The sequence below is a fragment of the Cognatundibacterium rugosum genome, from assembly GCF_014284365.1.
In the GTDB taxonomy this organism is placed as follows: domain Bacteria; phylum Pseudomonadota; class Gammaproteobacteria; order Burkholderiales; family Burkholderiaceae_D; genus Undibacterium; species Undibacterium rugosum.
On the sequence record NZ_JACOGG010000004.1, the window covers coordinates 39,044 to 64,233 of the forward strand.

Here is a 25,190-nt window from a genome sequence, read left to right on the forward strand (position 1 = left end):
GCCAGTACGATGAAAGCCATGTTACTGGCAGCCGGCCGTGGCGAGCGTATGCGACCACTGACTGACAGCTGCCCCAAACCTTTATTGAAAGTGCGTGGACGCCCGCTGATCGTCTGGCACATCCTGAATCTGGTCAAAGCAGGTATTACCGAAATCGTGATTAACCATGCGCATCTGGGACAGATGATTGTGGACACGCTCGGCGATGGCAGCCAGTTCGGCGCCAGCATACAGTACTCGGCGGAAGAGCAGGCACTGGAAACCGCGGGCGGCATCGCCAAGGCACTGCCCTTACTCGGCGATGCACCGTTTGTGGTGGTGTCGGCCGATATTTACATTCCGCATTTCAACTTCAAAGAATGTCTGAATACGCTGGAAGACAACGATCCCTGGGGTAATCCACATCCGCCTGAGCAGCGTGATATCGCCTGGCTGTACATGGTAAAAAACCCCAGCTTCCATCCACAAGGTGATTTTGCGCTGACCCTGATGGGGCTCGCGAATGAAGGTGAACCAAGGCATACCTTCGCCAATATCGGTGTCTATCGTCCGGAAATGTTCGCCAGTATCAAAGCGGGTGAGTATGCCAAGCTGGGACCGCTGCTGCGCGACTACATTGATGCCGGGCGCATAGGCGGCGAGCTATATCGCGGTGAATGGCATAACGTAGGCAAGCCTGAGCAATTGCAGGCGCTGAACGCGCCCCTGCAGTTCACACAAGGTAAAGCATGAGCACCGCCTCCCTGAGCCTGGCCTGCCAGACACGGCGGCACCAGTTGATACAGCAGATGCTGGCGCAGGGCGGCGGCGTTGCCGTCATCCCGACTGCACAGGAAATGACACGTAACAACGACAATCATTTCCCATTTCGGCACGACAGTTATTTTTACTACCTGACGGGCTTTTGCGAGCCCGAAGCCGTGCTGGTGCTGATCGCGACTGCTGAGAAGCAGGAATCCATCCTGTTCTGCCGCGAAAAAAACATAGAGCATGAAATATGGGATGGCTACCGCTATGGTCCGGAAGCCGCACGCCAGCACTACCTGTTGGATGCAGCCTATCCGGTGAGTGAACTGTCCGTGAGGCTGGAAGATTATCTGGCCGCAGCTGCCACGCTATACACCAGTTCCTTATTTGATCATCGTCTGACACCGCAAATCCAGCAGGCGCTGGCTGGCATCGCGGCCAAAAGCCGCACCGGGATTCAGGCTCCGGCCGGTTTGGTGGATGTCTGCCGCCTGATAGATGAAATGCGTCTACACAAAGATGCGCAAGAAATCGCGTGTATGCAGGAAGCCGCACGCATCTCCGGACTGGCGCACCGCGCTGCAATGCGGGCCGCGCGTCCCGGTCTGCATGAATATGCGCTGGAGGCAGAATTACTGTATTGCTTCCGACGCCATGGCGCTCAGGCACCCGCCTATCCATCTATCGTCGCCAGCGGTGCCAATGCCTGCACCCTGCACTATCAAAGCAATCAGGCTAAGATCAATGACGGCGACCTGATACTGATTGATGCCGGCTGTGAATTTGACAGCTATGCCTCGGATATCACACGCACGTTCCCGGCCAATGGCCGCTTTAGTCCGGTGCAGAAAACCCTGTATCAGATCGTACTGGCAGCGCAGCAGGCAGCGCTGGCTTGCGCCCACCCCGGCGCAGGCTATATGGATGGACATCATGCTGCAGTCAGGGTCCTGACGGAAGGGATGCTCGAGACCGGCCTGCTCAAGCGCCAGCAAGTTGGCAATGTAGACGACGCGATTGCGAGTCAGGCTTACCGCCAGTTTTACATGCACGGCACCGGCCACTGGCTGGGTCTGGATGTGCATGATGTCGGTGATTACCGTAAGCCGCACAGCGCAGGTGATGCAGCGACTACACGCGCTTACCGGCCACTGCAACCCGGCATGGTGCTCACGATAGAACCTGGCTTATACGTACGTCCGGCTACTGGCGTACCTGAGCAATACTGGAATACCGGCATACGGATAGAGGACGATATACTGATCACCGCCAGCGGACATCAGAATCTGAGTCAGGACACCCCGAAAACCATCAATGAAATCGAAGCCTGGATGCGCGGCGACTGAGATACAACATGACTACCATCATCAACGATGCAGACATTGCGATTTGTGGTGCCGGCCCGGCCGGACAGGCACTGGCTTTGCTACTGGTACAGCAAGGCATACCGGCCGCAAGAATCGCACTGTTCGACGGAAAAACCGCAGCCGAAGCGGAACAGGATGCGCGTTCGATAGCGCTGTCTTACGGCAGCCAGCAAATTCTGCAGCAGGCCGCTTGCTGGCCGCTGCGTGCGACTGCGATTCAAGACATTCATGTCTCTCGGCGCGGCCATTTTGGACGCACCCTGATCCAGGCTGCAGATTATCAGTTACCCGCACTTGGTTATGTCGCCCGCTATGGTGACATCGTGGCACCGATGCAAACGGCAATCGCACGCACAGGTGTACAAATGCATAGACCCTGCCAGGTCAGGGCGATCGAAGAATTGACTGATCATGTCCGGCTGACGGTGCAAACTGGGACTAAGACTGGGGCTGGGACTGAGCTGCAGCGTCAGTTTTCTGCGCAGGTGGTGGTGCAGGCTGAAGGCGGAACATTTTCCGACCAGAGCCAGCGCCAGCAAAGCCGCGACTATCAACAGACTGCCATCATCGCCCATGTCTGTTTTGATGAAGCGATTGCGCACCGTGCGTTTGAACGTTTCACCGAAGAGGGGCCGCTCGCCCTGTTGCCGCAAGAAGATGGCTATGCGCTGGTCTGGTGTGTGCGGCCAGACCATGCGGCGCAGTTAATGGCGCTGGATGAGGCCACATTCCGGCAACGGTTGCAAAACGCATTCGGACAACGTATGGGGCAACTGACACGCATCAGCACCCGGGTTAGCTATCCACTGGGCCTGAATGCCCAGGCCCAGGCCAGCGCGCGCGTAGTCAGCATAGGCAATGCCGCCCAGACGCTGCATCCAGTCGCCGGACAAGGTTTAAATCTGGGACTGCGCGACAGCATGGTCCTGGCGAAATGCCTGGGCCGTGAACTGGCCATGCCGGAAGCCGCGTTGCAGCAGTTTTTACGTGAACGGCAGACCGACCGCAGTCTGACGATAGGTCTGACCGATACACTGGCCCGCATTTTCGCGAGTTCACCCGATGGCAGCTTAAAGCAAAGCCTGCTGGGCTTGTCGCTGGGAGGCCTGGATCTGTTCCGCCCGGTCCGGCATCTGATTGCCGAGCATATGCTGTATGGCTGGCGCGCCTGATCGTCTCAGTACCCGCAGAATTACGCTATTTTTTTTCGCAGGCCTGTCCTGCATTTTTAAACGAAGGATCTACCATGAAATTACGCACCAAACGCCGCCTGATGAACTACGGCCGCCTGTACAACCATCAACTCGCCAGCGTACTGGAAGCGGCATTTGAAGAATTCCGTGCCAGCTTCGTTCAGGAAGGTGAATCCATCGCTGAATCGGTTGAGGCGATCGAACACCTGAGCGCGAGCTACCGTCATTTCAAAAAATTCTCGCTGCGTTTTGCGATCGTACGCTGATCAGACGCCGGAACAAATCAACTTAGTTTGTGCATCCCCGTCACACTTCCGTTGCGGGGTCTTGGGGATGCAAACTCTGACTATTCAGCATTTCTTCTGCTCGGACTTTCCTGCTCTGAATTGATATGCATCCCCTGATCGCGCAACTGGATACGGCCCTAAGGCCAGCCGCTGACACACAGCACGCAGAAAAAATGTCTGCTTATATGCAGCATCAGCTGCACTTCCTGGGCATCCCGACTCCTGCACGGCGCGCCTTATCAATACCATTCCTGCGTCCCTATTACCGCGCAGATTTCGCCGAAATTCAAGACATCGTGCTGCAGCTATGGGGGCAACACGAACGCGAATTCCATTACTGTGCAATCGACTTGCTGGGCAAAGCCAGACGCTATCTGCCCGCCTCTGCCCTCCCTTTTCTGCTAGACCTCGCACGACAACACGCATGGTGGGATAGTGTTGACGGTCTGGCCGATGTAGCCGGCGACCTGATCCGTCTGCAAAGACAGGATCAGCCGCAAGTACTGAGCCAGATAGAACAAGCTGTTCAACATCCCTCATTCTGGATCAGGCGTATCGCCATGCTGCATCAATGCGGCTGGCGCGCAGAGACGGACAGCGAGCGCCTGTTCCGCTTCGCACTCACACTGGCTCCTGAGCAGGAATTCTTTATCCGTAAGGCGATAGGCTGGGCCTTGCGCGACTATGCGCGTCATGCACCGCAAGAGGTCGCCCAATTTCTACATCTGCATGGCACACAACTCTCCGCACTAAGCCGGCGCGAAGCCGCGAAACATCTGCCAGTCGTCATTTGAGGGCTGAGCTGGTCGTTTAAGTTTTACAAAGTGTTAAACCAACATAAAGATCGCTGCGCTTTCGGTAATTAGTCCTTACGATGTGTCAGTTCAATGACTACAATCAGTTATCGCCCCGGGTTCTCGCTCCAGGGTACCGCTACCTAAAGCCTTTGTATGCGCCATTCAGTCTGCCTATCCACATTGCTCATTTGCTGCTTGCAGCCAGCTTTGGCTGCTCCGGTCAGCTTGTGCTATGAAGATAGCTCGGTCTATCCGTGGATCACGGGAACCGGGCAGGGGCTGGCAATCTTACAAATGCAATTGGTCGCCAAAGAAACCGGTATCGAGTTTGAGTTTATGCGCCTGCCCTGGAAACGCTGTCTGCTGGAAGTGGAAGCCGGGCGCATCCATGCTGCAATTGCCGCCAGCTACAATAAAGAGCGGGCGACCTGGGGCGTCTATCCTCACAGGCCTGACGGTAAGCTACAGCGTGATTACCGCATGCATACGGACAGTTTTTATGTGTATCGCCACGTCGATAGCCAGATACGCTGGCAAGCCAAGGGATTTCAACATCTGGGGTATGAAGCTGTAGGCGCACAACTGGGCTATAGCGCGGGCACGGACCTGGAAGAAGCAGGCTATCGCATCAAGTATTATCCTGCTTCCAGCGATCTGCTCAACTACCTGGAAAACCGTATGCTGCAGGTCATCGTACTGCAGGATCACGAAGCGAAACGCCAACTCAGCCACCGTCCGTCACTCAGAGACATCGTCATCCGAGAAGCGCCGCCAGTCAAGGTTGCAGATCAATACCTGTTATTCGGCAATGCGTTTTATAAAGCCAATAAGGCGCAAGTTCAGACTATCTGGCAAAGCATAGAGAAAGTGCGTAAGAGTAAAGTCTATCTGGACGAAGAACGCGAGTTGCTAGGTTCAGGAAAGGTTACTGGCGACAAATAAGACCTGCTTTCTGCTACAGAATATCGCGCGATCTGCGCTGCCAGTATGGGCGAATACACAGTAAGATACTGGCTTCCGCTTTAACCTGCCACCGGCACCTGCTATGTTGTCTTCGTTAACGTCCTCCACACGATTTCCACTTTCATCTAAACGCCGCAGCAGCGTTGGCGGCCTACTGTGCGCGCTGCTGTTCAGCATCGCACTGGTGCCGTTCCATATTCGGGCGCAAACACCGGCGCCTGTCAATGATGGCCCTCATGTATTCTTCAACCGCGACAACGCACAACTGCAGGCAAGCTGGGTCTGTAACGATGAACGTCAGGATCAGCTGCTTGCGACGGGCAGTGCAAGCATAGCGCCGCTATGCGGCTATCCCTACACAATACAGCTGCGCGCGCAAGCCGCCACTGCGCCGGTCGCGGCCAGATTTGAAGCAAAAAAAATCGCGGCTTTCAGTGATATTCATGGTCAGTTTGATGTGATGCTGAACCTGCTCAAAGCGAATCAGATCGTTGATGCGCAAGGTAACTGGCAATACGGCAGCGGCCATCTGGTCATCGCTGGCGATGTGTTTGACCGTGGTCCCAAGGTGACTGAAGCGCTATGGCTGCTGTATATGCTGGAAGCACAGGCCGAAGCGGCGGGTGGCAAAGTACATTATCTGCTCGGTAATCACGAAGCGATCAGCCTCGCCAATGACCTGCGTTATCTGCATCCTAAATATCGCGTCGTTGCAGATAAACTCAATACGACTTACCCGCGTCTGTTTAGTCAGGAAACCGTATTGGGACGCTGGCTGCGCAACAAACCCGTCATCATCCGTATCAACGACAGCCTGTTCATGCACGGCGGTCTGCATCCCGATTATGCGCAATTAAAACTCAGTCTGACTGAGGTGAACGCGCAGTTTCATGCCGGTCTGGGTTTACCCAAGGCCAGTTTCAAAGAAAACAATGTGCTTTCCTTCCTGTATGGCAGCATCGGCCCACTGTGGTATCGTGGCTATCTGAAGGCACCGCTGCTACAGAGTGAAGCACTGAATCAGTTGCTGCACGACTTACAGGTGCAAACTATTGTAGTCGGCCACACCACCATGAACGGTGTCTACGCGCACTGGCAAGGACGGGTTTATTCCATTGATTCAAATATCAAATCCGGTCAACGCGGCGAAATGCTGTTTTGGGAAAACGGAGTATGGACTAAGGCCGGGCTGGATGGCAGGCAGGTGCCGGTTCCCAGTCCGGAGTCAACACAAAACGTGACTGAATGAGCAGTGTTGAAGTGAGGTAGCGTCAGGCAATAAAATTGAGTTCTATGCCATTCCCGGCAGGATCATGAAAAAAAATCTGACGCTGCAAAGCAAAATCGGCTGAGGCCGGGACTTCCGATAAGCGATAAGCGATCCCGTCCTGCTGCAGGCATTGCAGCATCTGCTCAAAGTCAGTACAGGCGAAAGCCAGATGGTCAAAGGTCGTCTTCACTCCGGTCTGCGCAGATTCGCCTGCACGATTTTCAGAAATATGCAGCACAGCCTGTCCACCCGCATACAACCAGTAACCAAAACTGCTTAAGGCCGCCCGCGGACCATCAACCAGTCCTACATAGCGAATATAAAAATCACGCAGCTGTGCCATCCCGGCACGGTCAGTACGCAGGTTAGCATGATCGAGTCTGATAGCAGCCATTATTTCAACCACCCACGACGACGGAAATACCAGAATGGCGTAATCGCCGACGCCAGCATCAGCATCAGGGCGAACGGATAACCAAGCTCCCACTCCAGCTCAGGGAACCAGCCTTTGAAGTTCATACCGTAGATACTTGCGATCAGGGTAGGCGGCAGGAAAGCCACGCTCGCGACTGAGAAAATTTTAATGATTTTATTCTGATTAATATTAATAAAACCGACCGTCGCATCCATCAGGAAGTTGATTTTATCGAACAGAAATGAGGTATGGCCATCGAGCGATTCGATATCACGCAGAATCTGTCTGGCCTCTTCAAACTGATCCGCATTGAGCAAACGGCCACGCATCAAAAAACTCACGGCGCGGCGTGTATCCATCATATTGCGACGGATGCGGCCATTCAAATCCTCTTCCTGGGCGATCGCATTCAAGGCAGCAGCGGCGTCCTGATCGCTGAATTCTTTTTGCAATACAGCGCGGCTGACTTCTTCCAGTTGTTGATAAATGCCTTCCAGCGCATCCGCCGAATATTCAGCGTCAGTCGCATACAAATCAAGTAAGACATCTTTGTAATCGCCTATCGAACCCGGACGGGAACGTGCACGCATGCGCACCAGACGGAACACAGGCAAGTCGGTATTGTGTACTGAGAACAGGATATCACGCGCCAGGATGAAGGCCACCGTCACGGTGCGGGCTGGTTCATCATCCTCATCTTCATCGATCAGAAAATCCGTACGCAGATGCAGATCACCATTGTCCGCCTCGTAATAACGGGCTGATGCTTCAATATCCTTGACTTCGTCTTCACCCGGTAAAGTCACACCATAGATGCTTTTGACCCATTCACGCTCTTCCTCGCTGGGATCTGTCAGATCAACCCAGATCGGCAAGGTATTTTCGAGATCTGCGCGGTTTTCGATATTGATCTGGCTCAGCCGGCCATTGTGTAAAACAAAGACATTAATCATGAGGTGATTCCGGAAAAAGCGTGACAAACGGTTGGGCTGGATTGTAAACCCGTTTGAGCTCAGCGCAACCAGCGGCGCAGGACTTTTTTACACTTTGCCTGATTCCGCTGGTCCGGACTACTCCATTCAAACGCAGCTTTATTTAGATGCCTTCTCGATGGCTTTTTCTATCATCTTGATACGTGCATCCTGCTCAGGCGAACTGGCTGACGCCGCATCTGCAGCAGGCTTAGGTTTCTGGAAGCCCTGAGTATCCTGCAGCTTGAGGGTGGTCGCGGTCGCATTATTGTGGCAATCGGTATCGGAGTACACGGTTTTACCATTGATGACGCAGCGTTTGACACCGGATTCTACTGTGACCGGTGCTGGCATATTTTCAGCGCCGGATGCACTGCCAGTCGCCGGAGTGGACGAATCCGGTATGCCGCTTGCATTCTTTAATTCTTTGCCGATCACATTGGCCGACTTACCCCAGCGTGCCCAGACTTCCTGCATAGGCAGATGACCATAGCGTATGCTGTATAAAAATCCCATCGCAACCAGACCCAGTATCATAAATAAAACCGATACGGCAACCAGACTCATTCCTCGTTGTTTGTGTAAATTCATGGTAATTCTGCACTATTCATGCGTTTCATGATCAGTTCGCTGCGTCTTTGCAGATAAGCCGATCCCTGATTTTTATCAAAATAGCGTGGTTTTGGTAACATCACCGCCAATCTGGCAGACTGCGCCGGACCCAACGAAGCGGCGCTGCTGCCGTAATAATGCCTGGCGGCGGCTTCTGCACCGAATACACCCACGCCCCATTCCACCACATTCAGATAAATTTCCAAAATACGTTGTTTATCCATACAGGTTTCAAGCATGTATGTTATGACAAGTTCTTGTCCTTTGCGCAAATAACTACGCTGCCCGGATAAAAATAAATTTTTGGCGAGCTGCTGGGTAATGGTGGAACCACCGGAAACGACTTTGCCTTTCTTTTGATTTTTTTCGTAGGCTTTCTGCATCGCTTCCCAATCCACGCCGTCATGATCAACAAAGCTGTCGTCTTCCGACGCGATCACTGCACGTTTTAAATGATTGGAGATTTTGTTATACGGCACCCATTGATGCTGTAATTTCGCATCTGGCTTTTTTTCCTGAAGTACGCTCAGTTGCTGGCGCATGAAGCTGGTTGAGGATGGATTAAACTGAGTCCACCACAGTATCTGCAGCAAGAAATACAGCTGCAACGACAGCACCAGCAATAGGGGCACACCGACCAGCCAGAACAGTAAGCGCCGCAGTATCTTCACGCACCCTCCGCCACTTGCATTTCCAACCTGAGCTCATGCAGTACCGGCCCGGTAGCCGGCTGTACGCCGCGCCACAGGGCGTATGCAGCAGCAGCCTGCTCTACCAGCATCCCCAGACCATCGCGACACTGCGCAGCATGCTGTGCCGCGACCTGCAAAAAGGCGGTAGGTGTAGCGCCATACATCATGTCATACGCCAGCGGCCGTGCCCGCCACACATGGTCAGGCAGCGGCGGTACCGCATCCTGCAAACTGGCAGAAGTCGCATTGATGATTACATCAAAAGCACAATCTGCCGGAACCGTTTCGAAAGAACAGGCCGCGACCACAAGGTCAGGGAATTCAGTCTGTGCCGCCTGCGCCAGTTGTTGCGCTTTACTGAGTGTGCGGTTGGCGATGATTAACTGCGCAGGCTGCTGTTCCAGCAAAGGCAGTAAAGCGCCTCTGGCGGCACCGCCCGCACCTAGCAACAGTATGCGCTTCGCTTGTAAAGGGATAGCGGCATTGCGCACGATGTCGTTCACTAATCCAAGGCCATCGGTATTGTCGCCGATGATGTCTGCACCATCAAACATCAGGGTATTCACCGCACCGGCCGCCTGCGCCCGTGCAGTCAGCCGGGTTGCATAGTCAAACGCTTCCAGCTTAAAAGGCACAGTCACATTCGCACCGCGTCCGCCAGCCGCACGGAAAGCCTCGACGGCGGCAACAAAGCCATCCAGCGGCGCCAGCAGTGTGGTGTACTGCAGGAACTGTTCCGTCTCTGCCGCAAAACGTGTGTGAATGCGTGGCGATTTGCTATGAGCTACCGGATTCCCTATCACCACATATTGATCGACTGCCTTGGCTGCGCTTTCCTGTAAGGGTTCAGACATCAGTTTTTCCCTCCGCGCAAATCCGTTTCCAATTGCTGATCGCGGGTGAAACGGAAACGTGAAATCACGACCCACAAATCATCTTTGTCACCGGAACGCATATTCTGTGGGAACTTACCAAAAGGCGCGGCATTACGCACGATGCGCAATGCCGCTTTATCGAGCGCCTTATTGCCGGAGGATTTTTCTATACGCGGCCCGCCTTCCTTTTCATAGATGCTGCCGTCCTGAAAAATCGGGATATAAATCACCAGTTCCCCGTACAGTTTTTTCCCATCTTTTTGCGGAAAATTCAGTGTACCGAAATCCTCTATGCGCTTTTGCAACTGCTTGTAGTAAATCGCATAGCCGACCCGCTGGGTACTCGGGGTGATAAAGGTTTTACGCGGACGACGGTTCTGGTCTTCGATGGTCTGATTGATTTCAGCCGCCATCCGCGCCAGCGCCTTAGTCGTTTCCATATCTTCAGCACCGGCATTCGGCGCACGCTTATCGTCGAGCTTACGTTTATCCTGAACTGGCAGCAGGAAGTCCGTATTTTGTTTGACCTGATCCAGCAGGCGCTTTTGTTGTTGCTCGATTTCTTCGATACGTTTGGTAGTAGCGATTAAATGATCGCCATTTTCACTGCGCTGCATATCGGGCAACGGCGACTTGCTGCGCCCCGCATCATGCATACCACCGCCATCCAGATCGGCTTGCGCCAAAGCCTCTGCCTTGACGGGCTTCTTATCATGTTTGGCATTGACCAATATCACTTCCAAGCCCGGATCGGCAGCGGGCGACGATACCGCCGGAGGATTGACGAAATGCATAAAGGCGAGTGGGATCACATGTGCCAGTAAGGATACGGTGAGCGCCGTACCGAGAACGAGATTTTCAAAGCCTGGTCGGTTAGACATACTGCGCGTCTCTGTCATCAAGGGTTAGCTGTCGTTTCATTACTGTCTGGCACAGATTGCGTTTCAGCTTCAGCCGATGCAGGCACTGACATTGTTGCCTCATCCGTCAACTGGGCGTCTGCCGGCGTTTGTTCCGCCGTATCCGCCATATCCACAGTCTCCAGCGCGACTTCATTCTCGTCGTCGAGTTCTTCCTCGCCAATATCCGTCACCACATTCAAGACTTCCAGCAAGCGTGCTTCGACCGTCAGGTCAACTTCATCCCAGCGCAGAATATCAAGTCTGACCTGGGCACCACGGGCCGTTTGCGGCATACCTGGCAAGCGTATCACGAGTGGGATATCGACCAGGCGCAATACCTCGTCTTTCAATACCACCGCGTCAACCTGACGTGCATTTTCCTGCTGCAGCCAGCGCAGGCACCAGTAACGTTCCATATTGCTTTGGAAATCGGCATAGGCGGAGTAGGCTGCATCAAATCCGGACACGATTGCAAACAGATCGGCATCTTTCGGTTTAAACGGTGCGACCAGCGGTGCGGTAATGCCATGCTGAACACAGGCGATAATCTGCCATTGATTGACCAGATCGGTATAGCGGCGCAGCGGCGATGTGCTCCACGCATATTGATCGACACCCAGGCCCTGATGAGGTGCCGCATGCGTCAGCATACGGACTTGCATGCGCGCCGCCCAGCCACCCGGACCACGGCCGCCAGCCACACCCTGGGCACGGTAAATGCCGGGGATGCCATGCTCTGCCATCAGTTTGCCCCAGGTGCTGTTAGCGAAAATCATCAGCTCAGCCACCATCTTATCAAGCGGCGCACCACGCTTACGGCGCACGATGCTGACCACATCATCTTCAACATAGAAGTTAAAATCGACGCGATTATTTTGTTCCGGCTTCATGCCGAAACTCTCACGCTTGGCCATACGACCCTGCTCCAGCGCCAGCGCCCATTGCCAGATACGGGCGATTTCAGCTTTATGCGGATAATCACCGGCATCATTGGCCAGGTTTTCTTCCGTGACCAGCGCATCCAGATCGTTATGACGCAGGTTGGAAGCCATGGTAATCGCTTCCACTTTAGTCTCGGTACTAACTACACTCCAGTCCGCAGTATTCAGGGTCGCATACAGCGATAAAGCCGGACGGCTTTGCCCTGCACCCAGCGTGAATACATCCACCAACTCATCTGGCAGCATGGTGATTTTATCGCCGGGCATGTACACAGTAGACATGCGGCTGCGCGCGAGCTGATCGATCGCGTCATTCCTTTGTATCGACAATCCCGGTGCCGCGATATGGATACCGATCCGTATCTGCCCCTCACCTAATTCGGTGACGGAGAACGCATCATCAATTTCTGTGGTGGTTACGTCATCAATCGAAAACGCCTGCACGTCCGCGACCGGCAGATCAGCCGCCAGCGCCGGTAAAGGCAATGCAGGAAATCCTGTGCCCTTAGGGAAGTGCTCATAATGAAATTTCGCCAGGTGCAGATGCTTAGGACTACTGATTCCACCGGCTGCCAGCATCAAACGTGCCGCACTGGTTTGCAAGGCATCGCAGGCTTCCACCAGTGCCTTGTATTCGATACTGTTTTTATCCGGCTTAAACAGCAATTGCAGCGCCAGCGGGCGCATCGCTTCCGGTAGCTGATGCTGCATCAGCTGTTCTACATAGCCCGCTTGTATCAGCAATTGCTGCTTCTTTTTCTCTATCCCGGCCAGCGCCGCTTTGAGCGCAGTCTCGGGCGCAGCCTTATAACGGCCACGGCCTTTTTTGTAGAAATAGACGGGCGCATTATGCAGTGCAAAAATCAATCCGGCCGCTTCCACTGGCTGTGCAGCCTGACCGAAATATTCCGCACCAAGTTCAGCAAAACCAAATTCTTCCTGACCTGCGACTTCCCACAAAAATGGCAGATCAATTTCAGCCGCAGCCGCTTTGGCCTGCTCAATCAGGCTGACCGGATCGGGCGCAGTGAACTGCAGCAGTACATCTTTCGCTTTGACCTTAGCACGCTTACCGCTGGCCAGTTCGACCTGATAGGCTTCCCCTGCCTGCGATAACACGCTGCCTGCTTTAAAGTCGCCTGACTCTTCAAAAAATACATTCATTCTAGTTTTTCTTTTCTCTACGGACAGATCAATGGCGGCGGGCTTTAGAGCTGCACACGCTGCGCTACCTATCCTTGCTATGATGCAGCAAACTGATGTGGGCGCGTCCAGCGACGCGCCTCAGCTCCAGTCTGCCAGCTTAATTCTTGTTTAGCCCGGCTGCCAGTGGCAGATCCGGTAAATTTCTGCTGGCTGGTAAAAATACTTCAGTCACCAATAAACAGGCACCGCGTCGCCAGAACAATGAACGCCTGGCCGGCAGCCAGCTGACGCCACTTAATTCCGGCAGGTGACTCATGACACGCTGCATCAGCGGGTGACTGGCATGCAGCCGCGCATAGCTGAGCGCGCCACGCCGCACGCCAGGATCATTAAACAAAGTGCTGCCCAGCGACTTTTCACCCAAAGCATGAAACAAGGGCCATTCCTTGGCAGTGGCGCTCAGCGGCACCACGGTATGACCATAAATCATCGGCGTTTCATCACAACGCAGTATCACTTCCCGTTCATGCACCATCTGCACCCGTGCCAATCCAATCGCAGCATACTCATCAGCCAGACAGCGCGCTTTGTGTTGCGACAAGCGCTGCACCCGGAAGCGCTGACAGCGCGCGACCAGCCTGGCTGTCAGCGAGTCGCGATTGCTCAGCCAGGTCTGCATCTGACGGCTGACCTGCACCGCATTCACATGCGCGCTCCAGCTGGCTGGTTTGCAGTGATAACTTTGCCGCAGTTTCTGGCTCTCCATCCGCTTAAGCACCCCGGCCATCGCAGTAATCCAGCACCAGATCCAGATGCTCAGCAAATTCAGCGATACCGTGATCACTGCCCTCGATAATGAGTTGTCTGGCCCCGGCGTAAAAACTGATCATTTCACGGTAATCCAGCACTTCATCACCGGTCGCTGCCATCAGAAAATAGCGTTCAGGCCGGGTAATGCCGCTGATGGCCAGCGCGCGCAGCTGATCCACGTATTCCGCCTTAAATTCAAATACCTGATCGCTGTGATAATACGTCGTCACGCCCACATAGGACTCCAGCTCGCGTGGTGGTTTGACGGCCGGATTCACCACCACAGCGCGACAGCCATACTGTTCAGCCAGCCAGGTCGCATAAAAGCCACCCAGCGATGAACCGATGATCGTCAGTTGTTCCGGTGCGGTATCTGCAATGATGGCCCGCGCCTGTGCTATTGCCTCTGCGGGTGATGGCGACAAGGCCGGACTATGAAATTCTGCGCTGCGGCCCAGCTGATCCATATGGGCCTGCATCATCCTGGCCTTAAAGGAACTGGGTGATGACCGGAAGCCATGCAGATACAGTATCATGCCAGCTCCGCTGGCAGGGCTGTGAGCGCGTCGAGCAGCTTTTGATGAATGCCGCCAAAGCCGCCATTACTCATCACCAATACCGTATCACCGGGACGGGCCGCCGCGACGATGGCATCGACTAAAGCCGGGATTTGCTGAAACGCGGCGGCCTTGTCACCCAAAGGCGCAAGCGCTTCGGCCAAATCCCAGCCCAAGGCATCCTTGCCTTCCTGAGCGCCGTAGCCAAACACCAGATCGGCCTGCGCCAACGCTTCCGGTAAGGCCTGCTTCATGGTGCCCAGCTTCATGGTATTGGAACGCGGTTCCAGCACAGCCAGGATGCGCTGCGCACCGGCTTTGCGGCGCAAACCCGCTACCGTGGTACTGATTGCCGTCGGATGATGGGCAAAATCATCAATCACGGTAACACCCTGTACCACGCCACGTACTTCCATGCGCCGTTTGACGCTCACGAATTGCGACAATGCTTCTATCGCCAGTGCCGGTGGCACGCCCACATGGCGCGCAGCGGCAATCGCTGCTAAGGCATTCTGACGGTTATGTTCGCCATTCAGTGCCCACTGCACACGACCTTGCAATTGCTGCTCAAAATACACGTCGAAATCTTCACCCTGCTGCAACTCCAGACGCCAGCTTTGCTGTTGTCCAAAGCTTTCCTGTTCGCTCCAGCAACCGCGCTGCATCACATTGACCAGTGCTGCACTGTCACCATTGAAGATCACGCGCCCCACACCGGGCACGGTACGTACCAGATGATGAAACTGGGTTTCTATCGCTTTCAGGTCAGGGAAAATATCGGCGTGATCGTATTCCAGATTATTCAGGATCGCGGTCTTGGCATGGTAATGCACAAATTTACTGCGCTTATCGAAGAAGGCCGTGTCGTATTCGTCCGCTTCGATCACAAAAAAATCAGAAGCATGATTGCCCTGTAAGCGTGCCGAAATACCGAAATTCATCGGTACCCCGCCGATCAGAAAACCCGGCGCATAACCGGCATACTCCAGTATCCAGGCCAGCATGGCCGACGTCGTGGTTTTACCATGCGTCCCCGCTACTGCCAGGACCCATTTATGGCGCAGAATGTGCTCGCCTATCCATTGTGGACCAGAGACATAAGGCAGACCACGGTTCAGGATTTCTTCCATCAGCGGATTGCCGCGCGAGACCACATTGCCGATCACATAAAGATCCGGCTCCAGTGCGATCTGTTCTGCACCAAAACCTTGGGTCAGCGTGATGCCCTGCGCTTCCAGCTGGGTGCTCATGGGCGGGTAGACATTGGCATCGCAGCCCGTCACGGTATGCCCGGCTTCTTTTGCTAACACCGCCAGTCCACCCATGAAGGTACCGCAGATACCTAAAATATGAATATGCATAATGCCTCTAAATTTCAGAATCCCGCAATTCTACCCGACATCAGCATGGATACCCTATGGGGAAATCGGTGGAAAACGACAGAAATGCGGCGTCTCTAACCTCTTACTGCGACACCCGGGCAGCAGCGACGTCTGGCAAGCCTGACAGGCTTGGGCTATGATGCCCGCATGATGATACACACACCGAATGAAGCCGAAGCACTGCGTGCCGAAATCGCGGCGCTGGCAGCCCGCATGATCGCTGAGGATGGCGCAGATTACGCGTCGGCCAAGAAGAAGGCCGCCAAACAATTACTGGGCAATCAGCGCATCAAGGGCGATGTACTTCCTGACAATGCACAAATAGAACAGGAAGTGCGTGAATACAATGCGCTGTTCTTTGGCGACACCCAGCCGCAGCGCTTACAGCAATTAAGGCTGCTGGCGCTGGAAATCATGGAGCAACTGGAGCAATTCCAGCCTTATCTGGTGGGCGCCGTACTCAATGGCACCGCTGGTCAGCATTCCGATATCTATCTGCATCTGTATACCGACAATGCCAAGGAAGTTGCGATTTTCCTGCTGAATAAAGATGTGCAATTTGAGGTATCGGAAAGCTATAACGCGCGCAATGAGAGCGTAGAGACGCTCAGTTTCCTGTACAAGAATGAAGGCGTACATCTGATCCTGCACGAGCAGGATGGTTTGCGCAGCGGGCAAACCCGCAGCAATGAACGTGCTAATCTGTCCACCTTACGCCAATTGATCGCTACGTCTGCGGAGTAAGCTACCCGCTTAAAATCAGCCAGCGCCATTTCAGCATGACGCTGGCGTTTCAAACCTTTCCGCTACTTCGCTGCTGCAGCAGCGCGCGCGCGTTCGATGCGCAGCCTGGGATTCGGATGCGAACTCACATAGTCCAGACTTTTACGCATCCAGATCGGCAGGCTGTTCATTGCACTGTCGCTTTTTTTGCTTAACATTTCAAATAATTCAGCAAAGCGATCCGGGGAAATCCCCAGCGCCTGCAGTCGTGCAAACGCATAGGCGTCCGCCTCAGACTCAGCGTCACGTGAATAGTCCATTTTTAGTAAGAGGCCAGGTGCTACCGTCATCACCACACTAAAATCACCAAACAGCGTGGCCATCATTACCGTCACCATGGAGTCACTGATCAGCCCGCGCATGGGATGGCGATACTGAATATGGCCGACTTCATGCGCCAGCACTGCAGCGAGCCGCTCCTCTGCTTCAGGGTTGAGTAAGTCATCTTTTCCCGTTTGCAAAAGCCGTATCATCTGATCCGTCACCACGACCGTGCCACCAGGCAGAGCGAAGGCATTTGGACCAAACTGCCCGGAATCACGGACTTCCAGATGAATCGGGAACAGCGCTTTCGCTGGCTTAATACGTTTTAGTAACTGCTCGGCCTGCAGGATTTGTGCGTCGGTGAGCAGACTCGGCTTGAAAGTATGCTCATCTAAGGCTGTCATTAGCTTGGCACCTAACTCACGCTCAGTGACGACAGGCACCCAGTTCACAGCCCGGTCAGCAATCGCCGGGATCAGCCAGCGATACACACTGAACAGCATGGCCGCCATCAAGACGATCGCCAGCAAAGCCAGCATCCACCTGGACTGCCAGCGTTCGACCAGGCCGGGCTGGTAAGCCATCATCTGGCGTAGCGTCTGCTTATCAGAGGCTGCCTGTACTTCGGCATGCGATCCGTCCGGGAAGCGTAACAATCCTGGAGCCGCAAGAAATAACTCGTCCAGCTGGGTTTGCGCTTTGCTGTAACGCTGCGTCCAGGCTTCACCAATTAACTCCAGGACATCACCGTGATCCTGCAGCTCGGCAGAACGATGCTGCGCGTGAAGGCCATCGAAATACAATACTTGCATCACATCACCCTCACCAGGAAAGATCAAAACCAAACATATCTGCCGATGCATCCGCAGTCGAGGTGCTGCGCTGCCCATCGGCGGCAGCTCCAGCCGCCTCAAAACTGGCGACCGTCAATTGCATATGCTCAAGCCGGAAACGATACGCTGCCACAACCGCGAAAGGACGATAAAGCCCAAGGCTCAACACGGTCAGGAAGAAATTTTTTGTTTGCAGTTTGATATAGGCCGACATAGGCAGTACAGATTGAATTTGCACGCCTTGTAAAGAGGTGCTGTTCCAAAGCCGGTTCCAGAGACTGACTTGTAAAGCCGGACCCAGTATCAGATAAACAATATAGGCGGCGCTAACCCCACCCAAGATGGCCATCAGGACAGAAGCAAAAACGACTTTATCCTTAGCGAAAATTTTTGAACCATTGACAGTGACTGCAGTCGTCAAGCCGATGATAAACACTGCCAGCAGCATCACTAAAACAGCAGCGACAAAAGGCCATACAAAACGAGTCCACCCCAGCGTCGTGGCAGAACGCAAACGCCCATAAGCAAAATTCCCATTTTGATAGCGCTTCATCCCCGCATAGAGCCAAGGCCAGCTCAGATAAGGGAGGAAAGCATAGATAAGCCAGGTGGTGCGGCGTGGATACAGTACAGTCACCAAGCCTGGCAACAGAAAGATCACCACCACCGGCAAGTACACCAGGTAAGCACGCATGCGGCTGCCATGAAATTGAAAGCGAATGCCGCGATAGCTGGTATTTTGTAAGCGAAAACGTAAGGCCCCTCTGAGCATCAGCGGCAACATGAAGAGCAAAGCCAGCGCGATCAGGATTGCACTCAATTTAGACAGGCCATACACATAGTGATAAAAAAACAGAAAGATTACGCTGATGATACGTCCACGCAAAATCACCTCTGGACGGCCATGGAAATTAAAAACTGCCCCGGCATACACCGTATTCTGGTCAAAATACTTGAGCCGCCTGACCTTGGCCCAGGCCGAATACACACCGAGTGTGAGCAAGGTCAGGCACAGGTTAACGATCCAGATACGGAAGTATTCCTTACCGCTGCCAGTAAACCGGATGCGATCATCGGTAGCTAGGGCTAGTGCTGTGTCCGTCAAGCTGACGGTTGGATTGGATGATATGAAATCCTGACTTTCAGTGGCCGGTGCGCTTAGCGGGTCCACGGGTAATGCATGACTGCTCAACATAATACTTCCCAAATCAATTAAGACTTCAAGGCGGACAACACGATGATTGCAACATATAAAGGCGTCAGCATCGTAATGCTCACGATACCATGCGGGCTTAAGTGTCCACGCCCCCAAAAGCCAAGACCTGTGCTGCCATGCACCAGTTTGATTGCCATTTTTACATACAATTTACACAAATGCTACTGATGACGCAGTTCTGACCCAGTCAGCACGAACACGCACTAAGAAAAACTGCGCTAAGATGGCTGCCAGTCAACAACTCGGCAATACAGCCATACAGAGAGCAAGCGATCATGATCAATAAAAAATTCCTGTCCTTTGCCGTCCTGATCGGTGCCGCCTGTGCCGGACTCGGCATTTATGCGGGCAATGTCCACTCCACGCCAGACACACCGCAATCCGGCGCAGTCAGGCAATTGATGAGCAAATCCTTGCCGGACACCAGTGGCAAACCGCACGCATTGGCGCAATACAGCAATCAACTGCTGATCGTGAATTTTTGGGCGACCTGGTGTAAACCTTGCGTTCAAGAAATGCCAGAATTATCTGAATTGCAAAATGAACTCAAATCTAAAAAGGTGCAGATACTGGGTCTGGGCATAGACAGTCCATCCAATATCACCGAATTCACGCAGAAGTACCCTGTCAGCTACCCCATATTTGTCGCGGGTCTGGACGGTAGTGAGTTATCACGTCAACTCGGCAATCAGGCAGGCGGACTACCGTTTACAGTCATGCTGGATGCGCAGGGTAAGCTGGTCAAAACCTATCTGGGACGCTTGAAAATGCAGGAATTAAAAGCGGATATCGCCAAATATTCTGCGGAAAAATCAAAGTAAGTCGTTTTTTTCTTGCCAATCTGCAGTTATTGACGGCAAAATGCGGCCATCTTCGTCAAACTGAATGCGACTATGGCAAGCAAACTGCTGCTGCTGAATGGCCCCAATCTGAATTTGCTCGGCACCCGTGAACCTGCAACCTATGGTTCCACTACTCTCGCTGAAGTGGAAGCTGCCGCTATCGCGCAAGCGCAGGCGGCAGGTGCAGAACTGGTCTGCTTCCAAAGTAATCATGAAGGCGCACTGATAGATCGTATTCATGCTGCACGCGCGGAACAAATTGATGCCATTGTGGTCAATCCAGGTGGGCTCACACATACCAGCGTGGCCTTACGCGATGCATTGGCAGGCGTGGCGATTCCTTTCATAGAGCTGCATATTTCCAATGTGCATCAACGCGAAAGTTTCCGACATCACTCATTTTTATCCGCCATCGCTCAAGGTGTGATTTGCGGCCTGGGCACAGACGGGTACCGGTTAGCGATTGATTTTTTCCTCAAAAAGCGCTAACTTCCACCATCTCCGCGCTAACTTAGCTTAATTTTAAATAAAATATATTACAATTCACTGCGCGGAAGCATTGCAGAAACCGAGTAAACACTCTATATTGCGCGCTTACTTTTTTCAGAACTACTTTTTTCAAGGGGATTCCACATGGATTTAAGAAAACTCAAGACCCTGATCGACCTCGTAGCAGAATCGGATATCGCAGAACTCGAAGTAACGGAAGGTGAAGGCAAAGTCCGTATCGTTAAGTCCTCCGCCATGCCCCAGAATCAAGTTGTGATGATGCAGCCTCAGGCGCAACAAGCAGCGCCGCTTGCAGCCGCACCGGCAGCCAGTGCAGCACCTGTTGCAGCAGCACCTGCCATACCGGAAGGCCTGATCGTGAAATCGCCTATGGTCGGCACTTTCTACCGCTCTTCTGCTCCGGGCGCAGCGCCATTTGCGGATATTGGCAAGAGCGTAGCGAAAGGCGATACCCTGTGTATCATCGAAGCGATGAAGCTGCTGAATGAGATTGAAAGCGATTACGAAGGCACGATTAAGCAAATTCTGGTAGAGAATGGTCAGCCAGTCGAGTTCGGTCAGCCACTGTTTGTGATTGGCTAATCCTGGCCGGGATGCCCTGACAGGCACCGCAGCTGCAACCATAGCTACAGCAAAGTTAAATCATGTTTGAAAAAATTCTTATCGCCAATCGTGGTGAAATCGCATTGCGCATTCAGCGTGCGTGCCGCGAAATGGGCATTAAAACCGTGGTGGTGCATTCTGAAGCTGACCGCGAGGCCAAGTATGTGAAACTGGCGGATGAATCCGTCTGTATCGGCCCGGCGCCTTCCAATCTGAGCTATCTGAGCATGCCAGCCATCATCAGCGCTGCTGAAGTGACTGATGCCCAGGCTATCCATCCGGGCTATGGCTTTCTGTCTGAAAACGCGGACTTCGCAGAACGCGTAGAACAATCCGGTTTTGTTTTCATCGGCCCACGTGCCGAATCCATCCGTATGATGGGTGATAAAGTCTCTGCCAAGCATGCCATGATAGAAGCTGGCGTACCTTGCGTCCCTGGATCGGATGGTGCGTTACCGGATGATCCTAAGGTGATCGTCCAGACTGCACGTAAAGTCGGTTATCCGGTCATTATCAAAGCTGCCGGTGGTGGTGGTGGACGCGGTATGCGCGTGGTTCACACCGAAGCTGCACTGCTCAATGCCGTGACCATGACCAAGACCGAAGCCGGTGCCGCCTTCGGCAATCCTGAAGTCTATATGGAAAAATTCCTGGAAAATCCACGTCACGTGGAAATCCAGATTCTGGCCGACCAGCATGGCAATGCAGTCTGGCTCGGCGAACGCGACTGCTCTATGCAGCGCCGCCATCAAAAAGTCATTGAAGAAGCACCTGCACCCGGCATTCCGCGCGAGCTGATCGCTACAGTCGGTGAACGTTGTGCGGCTGCCTGCCGCAAGATAGGCTATCGCGGTGCAGGTACGTTTGAATTCTTATACGAAAACGGCGAATTCTATTTCATCGAAATGAATACCCGCGTTCAGGTTGAGCATCCGGTTACAGAAATGATTACCGGTATCGATATTGTTCAGGAACAAATCCGTATCGCGTTCAATGAGAAGCTGCGCTTCACGCAGGACCAGGTGCAGTTCCGCGGCCATGCGATCGAATGCCGTATCAATGCCGAAGATCCGTTTAAGTTCATCCCCTCGCCAGGCCGTATCACTTCCTGGCATACACCGGGCGGCCCTGGCATTCGTGTTGACTCGCATGCCTACGCAGGGTATTTTGTACCGCCTAACTATGATTCTATGATAGGCAAGGTAATTGCTTATGGTGAAACCCGTGATCAGGCGATCCGTCGCATGCAGATCGCTTTGTCAGAGATGGTGGTAGAAGGCATACAAACCAACATCCCTTTACATCGTGAGCTGATGATCGATGCACGCTTCATTGAAGGCGGTACCAACATTCACTATCTGGAACATAAGCTGGCGGGCATGCCAGTGCTGGATAAGAAGGTCAAATAATCCATCAACCAGTCTGCGCACCAGGCGATTTTGCGCAGATGGATGTTGACAGAAGTACACAGAGGCTGGCAACAGCCTCTGTGCGTTAGCAACAAGCAAAAATTGACAGAACAGCGCTTAGGCAAAACCGCGACGCTTACAATCTGCGCGCCAGTCAGGCGAAGCGTAGACTACACTCCGGAGCAATTTTGCGTAAGTTCTGAGAAAGAAACAAATTATGGGTTGGATAGAAATCGTCATCGAAGTGGCGCGTGAGCATGCAGAGTCCTTATCGGATGCATTGATGGAAACCGGTGCTTTATCAGTTTCCGTGGAAGATGCAGATGAAGGTACCGAAGCGGAAAAACCGTTGTTCGGTGAGCCTGGCATGGAGCCGGATGAAGCGGCCTGGGATCGCAGCCGCGTGGTTGCACTCGCCGATGTCGATATCGATCACGTCACACTGGTGGCAGAAGCTGCAGCCAGTATCGGTTTGCCAGCCACACCATCTTACACGACGCGTAGCGTTGAAGAGCAGGACTGGGTACGTCTGACCCAATCCCAGTTTGCACCTATCCATATTGGCAAAAACATCTGGGTCGTACCTAGCTGGCATGATGCGCCGGATGCAAATGCACTGGTACTCGAACTCGATCCTGGTCTCGCATTTGGTACCGGCAGTCATCCAACCACCCGTCTCTGCATGGAGTGGCTGGAAGCGCATGCACCGCAAGACTTATCGGTACTCGATTACGGTTGCGGCTCCGGCATTCTGGCTATGGTTGCTAAAAAGCTGGGCGCAGCGAAAGTCATCGGCGTCGATATTGATCCGCAAGCGATAGAATCTGCCGGCTTTAATGCTGAGCGCAATCATTGCGACATCGAATACGCGCTGCCAGAGCCTTTTTCTGTCGCCTATCCTGAATCTGAAAAATTCAATGTGGTCGTCGCTAATATCCTGTCCAGCCCCTTAAAGCTGATGGCACCGATGCTGGCCGGACGCGTCGCACCGGGTGGCGCACTGATACTGTCCGGGGTACTGGCACGTCAGGCAGAGGAAGTGGCGGCTGCTTATGCCCCGTTCATCCAGCTCAGCGTCTGGGCAGAACATGAAGGCTGGGTTGCCCTGGCCGGTCATTTACCCTCTTAAGCTATGGCATTAGCCACCCGTTGCCCCCATTGCCAGACGACCTTCCGGGTCGCGAATGACCAGTTAAAGCTACATGCCGGACTGGTGCGTTGTGGTGCCTGTCATCAGGCCTTCAATGGGGTGGAACACCTGGTGGCGCCAGATGCGGTCAAAGCGACACCAGGCGATCCGGCCGCGCAAAGTGGTAGCAATGCAGTAATGCCAATGTCGCTTGATGCACGACCCGCAACCCAAAGTACAGACCAGGCTGCAGCCGCTACTGAAATGCAGCATGGCAGCGATGAGGATGTGGCGGAAAAGCATATTTCCTCCTCAACAGTCGGCACGGTGACGCAAGCTGACAGCCCGCAGGTATGGAGCCACGCCAGCCGCGCGGAAACCAATGCGCCAGCTGACGAGGAAACGCTCGACGAATTCGCACTGGCACTGCGTGAACAACAAGAACTGGAACGACTGCAGCTTCAGACTGAATCCGCAACCCAGACAACCGAACTGCCAGTCGGCCAGGCTGCAACAGTGAATACAGACGCGCCGGCCGTCAGTGCGGCAGCGATAGATTTCGATCTGGGTGACGGCATGGAAAGTATGTTGCCGGACAGCCTGAGTTCAGAAGCCAGCATTGCCAGCGGCATAGAAGTGGAAACACGTGCGGCACTGGCCAGTGAGCCAGAGATTGACTGGTCGGTCGCAGAACATGGCAGTGAGGCCGGCTTACTGTCAGCACCCGTGCAACAGGATGGGCTGCTGACTGCCCCTTTACTGGCAGATCAGCCTGTTTCTGACTTCCCCTTGTCGGATGCGGAAATGCACGCGCTATCGGAAACAAACTTACCGATATCACTGACAGAAGCTGACGAACTGAATATCGACAATGCGGCGGTATCGCAAGCTGAGCTGACGGCAGACGACAAACCAGAATTTGTATTACAGGCAGAGCGCGCCCAAAAGCGCAAAAAAATCCTGACCATTGTGTATGCACTGCTATCGATCATCCTGCTGCCTGCACTGCTGGCGCAAGTGATCTACCTGAATCGCAACAGCATCGCAGCACAGTATCCTGAAACCAAGCCAGGTTTACAAAAAGCCTGCGCCGTATTGGCTTGCCAAATCAGCCTGCCTGCAAAAATTGATCAGATCACGATAGAAGCGAATGAATTGATTTCTCAGGATAGTGACAAGAACCTGTTTCAACTGACCGTACAATTACAAAATCACAGCACGATGCCTATGAGCTGGCCACACATAGAATTGATTTTGAATGATGCCAAGGATAAAACCGTCATTCAGAAAAGCTTTAGTCCAAAAGAGTATTTAAGCGAGGTGGACGAGCTTGGCAAAGGTATTGCTGCCGGTTCAGACAAGAATATCAAAATTTATTTTGAACTGCCTAAGCTCAAAGCATCTGGCTATCACGTTGGTGCGTTTTACCCCTGACCTGCCGTCCTCAACCGATACCACTGACAACGCTCCTTGTCACTATTCCGTCCCATACGGTAACAGGCTAGGGTCATATCACTGCAGTATGACCACGCTGATCAACGACGATGCCCTGTTGGGCTCCATATCGCAGCCTGGATATCTCCGCTATCGTGCCTCCACGATCGTGGCGGCCAGAATTAGTTTCAGACGTGATTTGCTGCAATATTTCACATACTGTTAAATATAGAAAAATCA

At 53.4% G+C, this 25,190-nt stretch carries 27 protein-coding genes; 14 read left to right on the forward strand and 13 right to left on the reverse strand.

Going from position 1 to position 25,190, the window contains the following annotated elements; all coding sequences use genetic code 11:
• Positions 1–9: 9 nt before the first annotated feature.
• From murU to H8K47_RS04880, 7 genes are all read left to right on the forward strand, one after another.
• Positions 10–732: an N-acetylmuramate alpha-1-phosphate uridylyltransferase MurU gene (murU, locus tag H8K47_RS04850; protein WP_186880303.1), complete on the forward strand. Its 723-nt coding sequence runs from the start codon at positions 10–12 to the stop codon at positions 730–732.
• Positions 729–2,093, forward strand: a complete 1,365-nt coding sequence (locus tag H8K47_RS04855) for an aminopeptidase P N-terminal domain-containing protein (RefSeq protein WP_186880304.1) — start codon at positions 729–731, stop codon at positions 2,091–2,093. Before murU ends, H8K47_RS04855 begins: the two co-directional genes overlap by 4 nt.
• Before the next feature lie 8 nt (positions 2,094–2,101).
• Entirely contained in the window at positions 2,102–3,286 is a 1,185-nt protein-coding gene (locus H8K47_RS04860) for an FAD-dependent monooxygenase (RefSeq protein WP_186880305.1), read from the forward strand.
• 74 nt (positions 3,287–3,360) lie between these two features.
• A complete protein-coding gene (locus H8K47_RS04865) occupies positions 3,361–3,573 on the forward strand; it encodes a hypothetical protein (RefSeq protein WP_162020796.1) in 213 nt (70 codons plus the stop codon).
• A 125-nt stretch (positions 3,574–3,698) separates the two neighbouring features.
• The gene (locus H8K47_RS04870) at positions 3,699–4,388 is read left to right on the forward strand and encodes a DNA alkylation repair protein (RefSeq protein WP_186880306.1); all 690 of its coding nucleotides are present in this window, start codon (positions 3,699–3,701) and stop codon (positions 4,386–4,388) included.
• 210 nt (positions 4,389–4,598) lie between these two features.
• Positions 4,599–5,333 carry a type 2 periplasmic-binding domain-containing protein gene (locus tag H8K47_RS04875; RefSeq protein ID WP_186880307.1) on the forward strand — a complete coding sequence of 245 codons (735 nt, stop codon included), beginning with the start codon at positions 4,599–4,601 and terminating at the stop codon, positions 5,331–5,333.
• A gap of 103 nt (positions 5,334–5,436) precedes the next feature.
• The gene (locus H8K47_RS04880) at positions 5,437–6,603 is read left to right on the forward strand and encodes a metallophosphoesterase (protein WP_186880308.1); all 1,167 of its coding nucleotides are present in this window, start codon (positions 5,437–5,439) and stop codon (positions 6,601–6,603) included.
• A 22-nt stretch (positions 6,604–6,625) separates the two neighbouring features.
• Here the strand turns inward: H8K47_RS04880 and H8K47_RS04885 are convergent, their stop codons facing one another.
• The 10 genes from H8K47_RS04885 to mpl all read right to left on the reverse strand — a co-directional run bounded on the left by H8K47_RS04885 (position 6,626) and on the right by mpl (position 15,906).
• A complete protein-coding gene (locus tag H8K47_RS04885; RefSeq protein ID WP_186880309.1) occupies positions 6,626–7,018 on the reverse strand; it encodes a VOC family protein in 393 nt (130 codons plus the stop codon).
• Positions 7,018–7,992, reverse strand: a complete 975-nt coding sequence (corA, locus tag H8K47_RS04890; protein WP_186880310.1) for a magnesium/cobalt transporter CorA — start codon at positions 7,990–7,992, stop codon at positions 7,018–7,020. Before corA ends, H8K47_RS04885 begins: the two co-directional genes overlap by 1 nt.
• A 138-nt stretch (positions 7,993–8,130) precedes the next feature.
• Positions 8,131–8,601 carry a hypothetical protein gene (locus tag H8K47_RS04895; protein WP_186880311.1) on the reverse strand — a complete coding sequence of 157 codons (471 nt, stop codon included), beginning with the start codon at positions 8,599–8,601 and terminating at the stop codon, positions 8,131–8,133.
• Positions 8,598–9,293 (reverse strand): monofunctional biosynthetic peptidoglycan transglycosylase, encoded by a 696-nt coding sequence (mtgA, locus tag H8K47_RS04900; RefSeq protein WP_186880312.1) that lies wholly within the window; start codon positions 9,291–9,293, stop codon positions 8,598–8,600. Before mtgA ends, H8K47_RS04895 begins: the two co-directional genes overlap by 4 nt.
• A complete protein-coding gene (gene aroE / locus H8K47_RS04905; protein WP_186880313.1) occupies positions 9,290–10,168 on the reverse strand; it encodes a shikimate dehydrogenase in 879 nt (292 codons plus the stop codon). Before aroE ends, mtgA begins: the two co-directional genes overlap by 4 nt.
• Positions 10,168–11,070: a TonB family protein gene (locus H8K47_RS04910; RefSeq protein ID WP_186880314.1), complete on the reverse strand. Its 903-nt coding sequence runs from the start codon at positions 11,068–11,070 to the stop codon at positions 10,168–10,170. The genes aroE and H8K47_RS04910 overlap by 1 nt, the downstream gene beginning before the upstream one ends.
• Positions 11,071–11,087: 17 nt before the next feature.
• Positions 11,088–13,196 (reverse strand): ribonuclease catalytic domain-containing protein, encoded by a 2,109-nt coding sequence (locus H8K47_RS04915; RefSeq protein WP_186880315.1) that lies wholly within the window; start codon positions 13,194–13,196, stop codon positions 11,088–11,090.
• 139 nt (positions 13,197–13,335) lie between these two features.
• Positions 13,336–13,965, reverse strand: a complete 630-nt coding sequence (locus H8K47_RS04920) for a chorismate--pyruvate lyase family protein (protein WP_230410151.1) — start codon at positions 13,963–13,965, stop codon at positions 13,336–13,338.
• Entirely contained in the window at positions 13,949–14,524 is a 576-nt protein-coding gene (locus H8K47_RS04925; protein WP_186880316.1) for a YqiA/YcfP family alpha/beta fold hydrolase, read from the reverse strand. Before H8K47_RS04925 ends, H8K47_RS04920 begins: the two co-directional genes overlap by 17 nt.
• A complete protein-coding gene (gene mpl, locus H8K47_RS04930) occupies positions 14,521–15,906 on the reverse strand; it encodes a UDP-N-acetylmuramate:L-alanyl-gamma-D-glutamyl-meso-diaminopimelate ligase (RefSeq protein ID WP_186880317.1) in 1,386 nt (461 codons plus the stop codon). The genes H8K47_RS04925 and mpl overlap by 4 nt, the downstream gene beginning before the upstream one ends.
• A gap of 168 nt (positions 15,907–16,074) precedes the next feature.
• Between mpl and H8K47_RS04935 the strand changes: the two genes are divergently transcribed.
• Positions 16,075–16,671 (forward strand): hypothetical protein, encoded by a 597-nt coding sequence (locus tag H8K47_RS04935; protein ID WP_186880318.1) that lies wholly within the window; start codon positions 16,075–16,077, stop codon positions 16,669–16,671.
• 62 nt (positions 16,672–16,733) lie between these two features.
• Here H8K47_RS04935 and H8K47_RS04940 read toward each other — a convergent pair whose 3' ends face one another.
• From H8K47_RS04940 to H8K47_RS04950, 3 genes are read right to left on the reverse strand one after another with little or no spacing between them, the layout of a single operon-like run.
• Entirely contained in the window at positions 16,734–17,819 is a 1,086-nt protein-coding gene (locus tag H8K47_RS04940; RefSeq protein WP_186880319.1) for a M48 family metallopeptidase, read from the reverse strand.
• Positions 17,797–19,002 (reverse strand): YjgN family protein, encoded by a 1,206-nt coding sequence (locus H8K47_RS04945; RefSeq protein ID WP_186880320.1) that lies wholly within the window; start codon positions 19,000–19,002, stop codon positions 17,797–17,799. Before H8K47_RS04945 ends, H8K47_RS04940 begins: the two co-directional genes overlap by 23 nt.
• Positions 19,003–19,019: 17 nt before the next feature.
• Entirely contained in the window at positions 19,020–19,160 is a 141-nt protein-coding gene (locus H8K47_RS04950) for a hypothetical protein (protein ID WP_186880321.1), read from the reverse strand.
• Positions 19,161–19,298: 138 nt separating this feature from the next.
• Here H8K47_RS04950 and H8K47_RS04955 point away from each other — a divergent pair, with 138 nt between their 5' ends.
• The 6 genes from H8K47_RS04955 (at position 19,299) to H8K47_RS04980 (ending at position 24,950) form a co-directional block, all read left to right on the forward strand.
• A complete protein-coding gene (locus H8K47_RS04955) occupies positions 19,299–19,844 on the forward strand; it encodes a TlpA disulfide reductase family protein (protein WP_186880322.1) in 546 nt (181 codons plus the stop codon).
• A 72-nt stretch (positions 19,845–19,916) separates the two neighbouring features.
• Complete coding sequence (gene aroQ, locus H8K47_RS04960; RefSeq protein WP_186880323.1) at positions 19,917–20,354, forward strand: type II 3-dehydroquinate dehydratase; 438 nt, start codon at positions 19,917–19,919, stop codon at positions 20,352–20,354.
• 144 nt (positions 20,355–20,498) lie between these two features.
• Positions 20,499–20,957 (forward strand): acetyl-CoA carboxylase biotin carboxyl carrier protein, encoded by a 459-nt coding sequence (gene accB, locus H8K47_RS04965; protein ID WP_186880324.1) that lies wholly within the window; start codon positions 20,499–20,501, stop codon positions 20,955–20,957.
• Between the two features lie 62 nt (positions 20,958–21,019).
• Complete coding sequence (accC, locus tag H8K47_RS04970; protein WP_186880325.1) at positions 21,020–22,387, forward strand: acetyl-CoA carboxylase biotin carboxylase subunit; 1,368 nt, start codon at positions 21,020–21,022, stop codon at positions 22,385–22,387.
• Positions 22,388–22,604: 217 nt separating this feature from the next.
• Positions 22,605–23,516 (forward strand): 50S ribosomal protein L11 methyltransferase, encoded by a 912-nt coding sequence (gene prmA / locus H8K47_RS04975; RefSeq protein WP_186880326.1) that lies wholly within the window; start codon positions 22,605–22,607, stop codon positions 23,514–23,516.
• Positions 23,517–23,519: 3 nt separating this feature from the next.
• The gene (locus H8K47_RS04980) at positions 23,520–24,950 is read left to right on the forward strand and encodes a DUF3426 domain-containing protein (protein ID WP_186880327.1); all 1,431 of its coding nucleotides are present in this window, start codon (positions 23,520–23,522) and stop codon (positions 24,948–24,950) included.
• Positions 24,951–25,190: the final 240 nt, after the last annotated feature.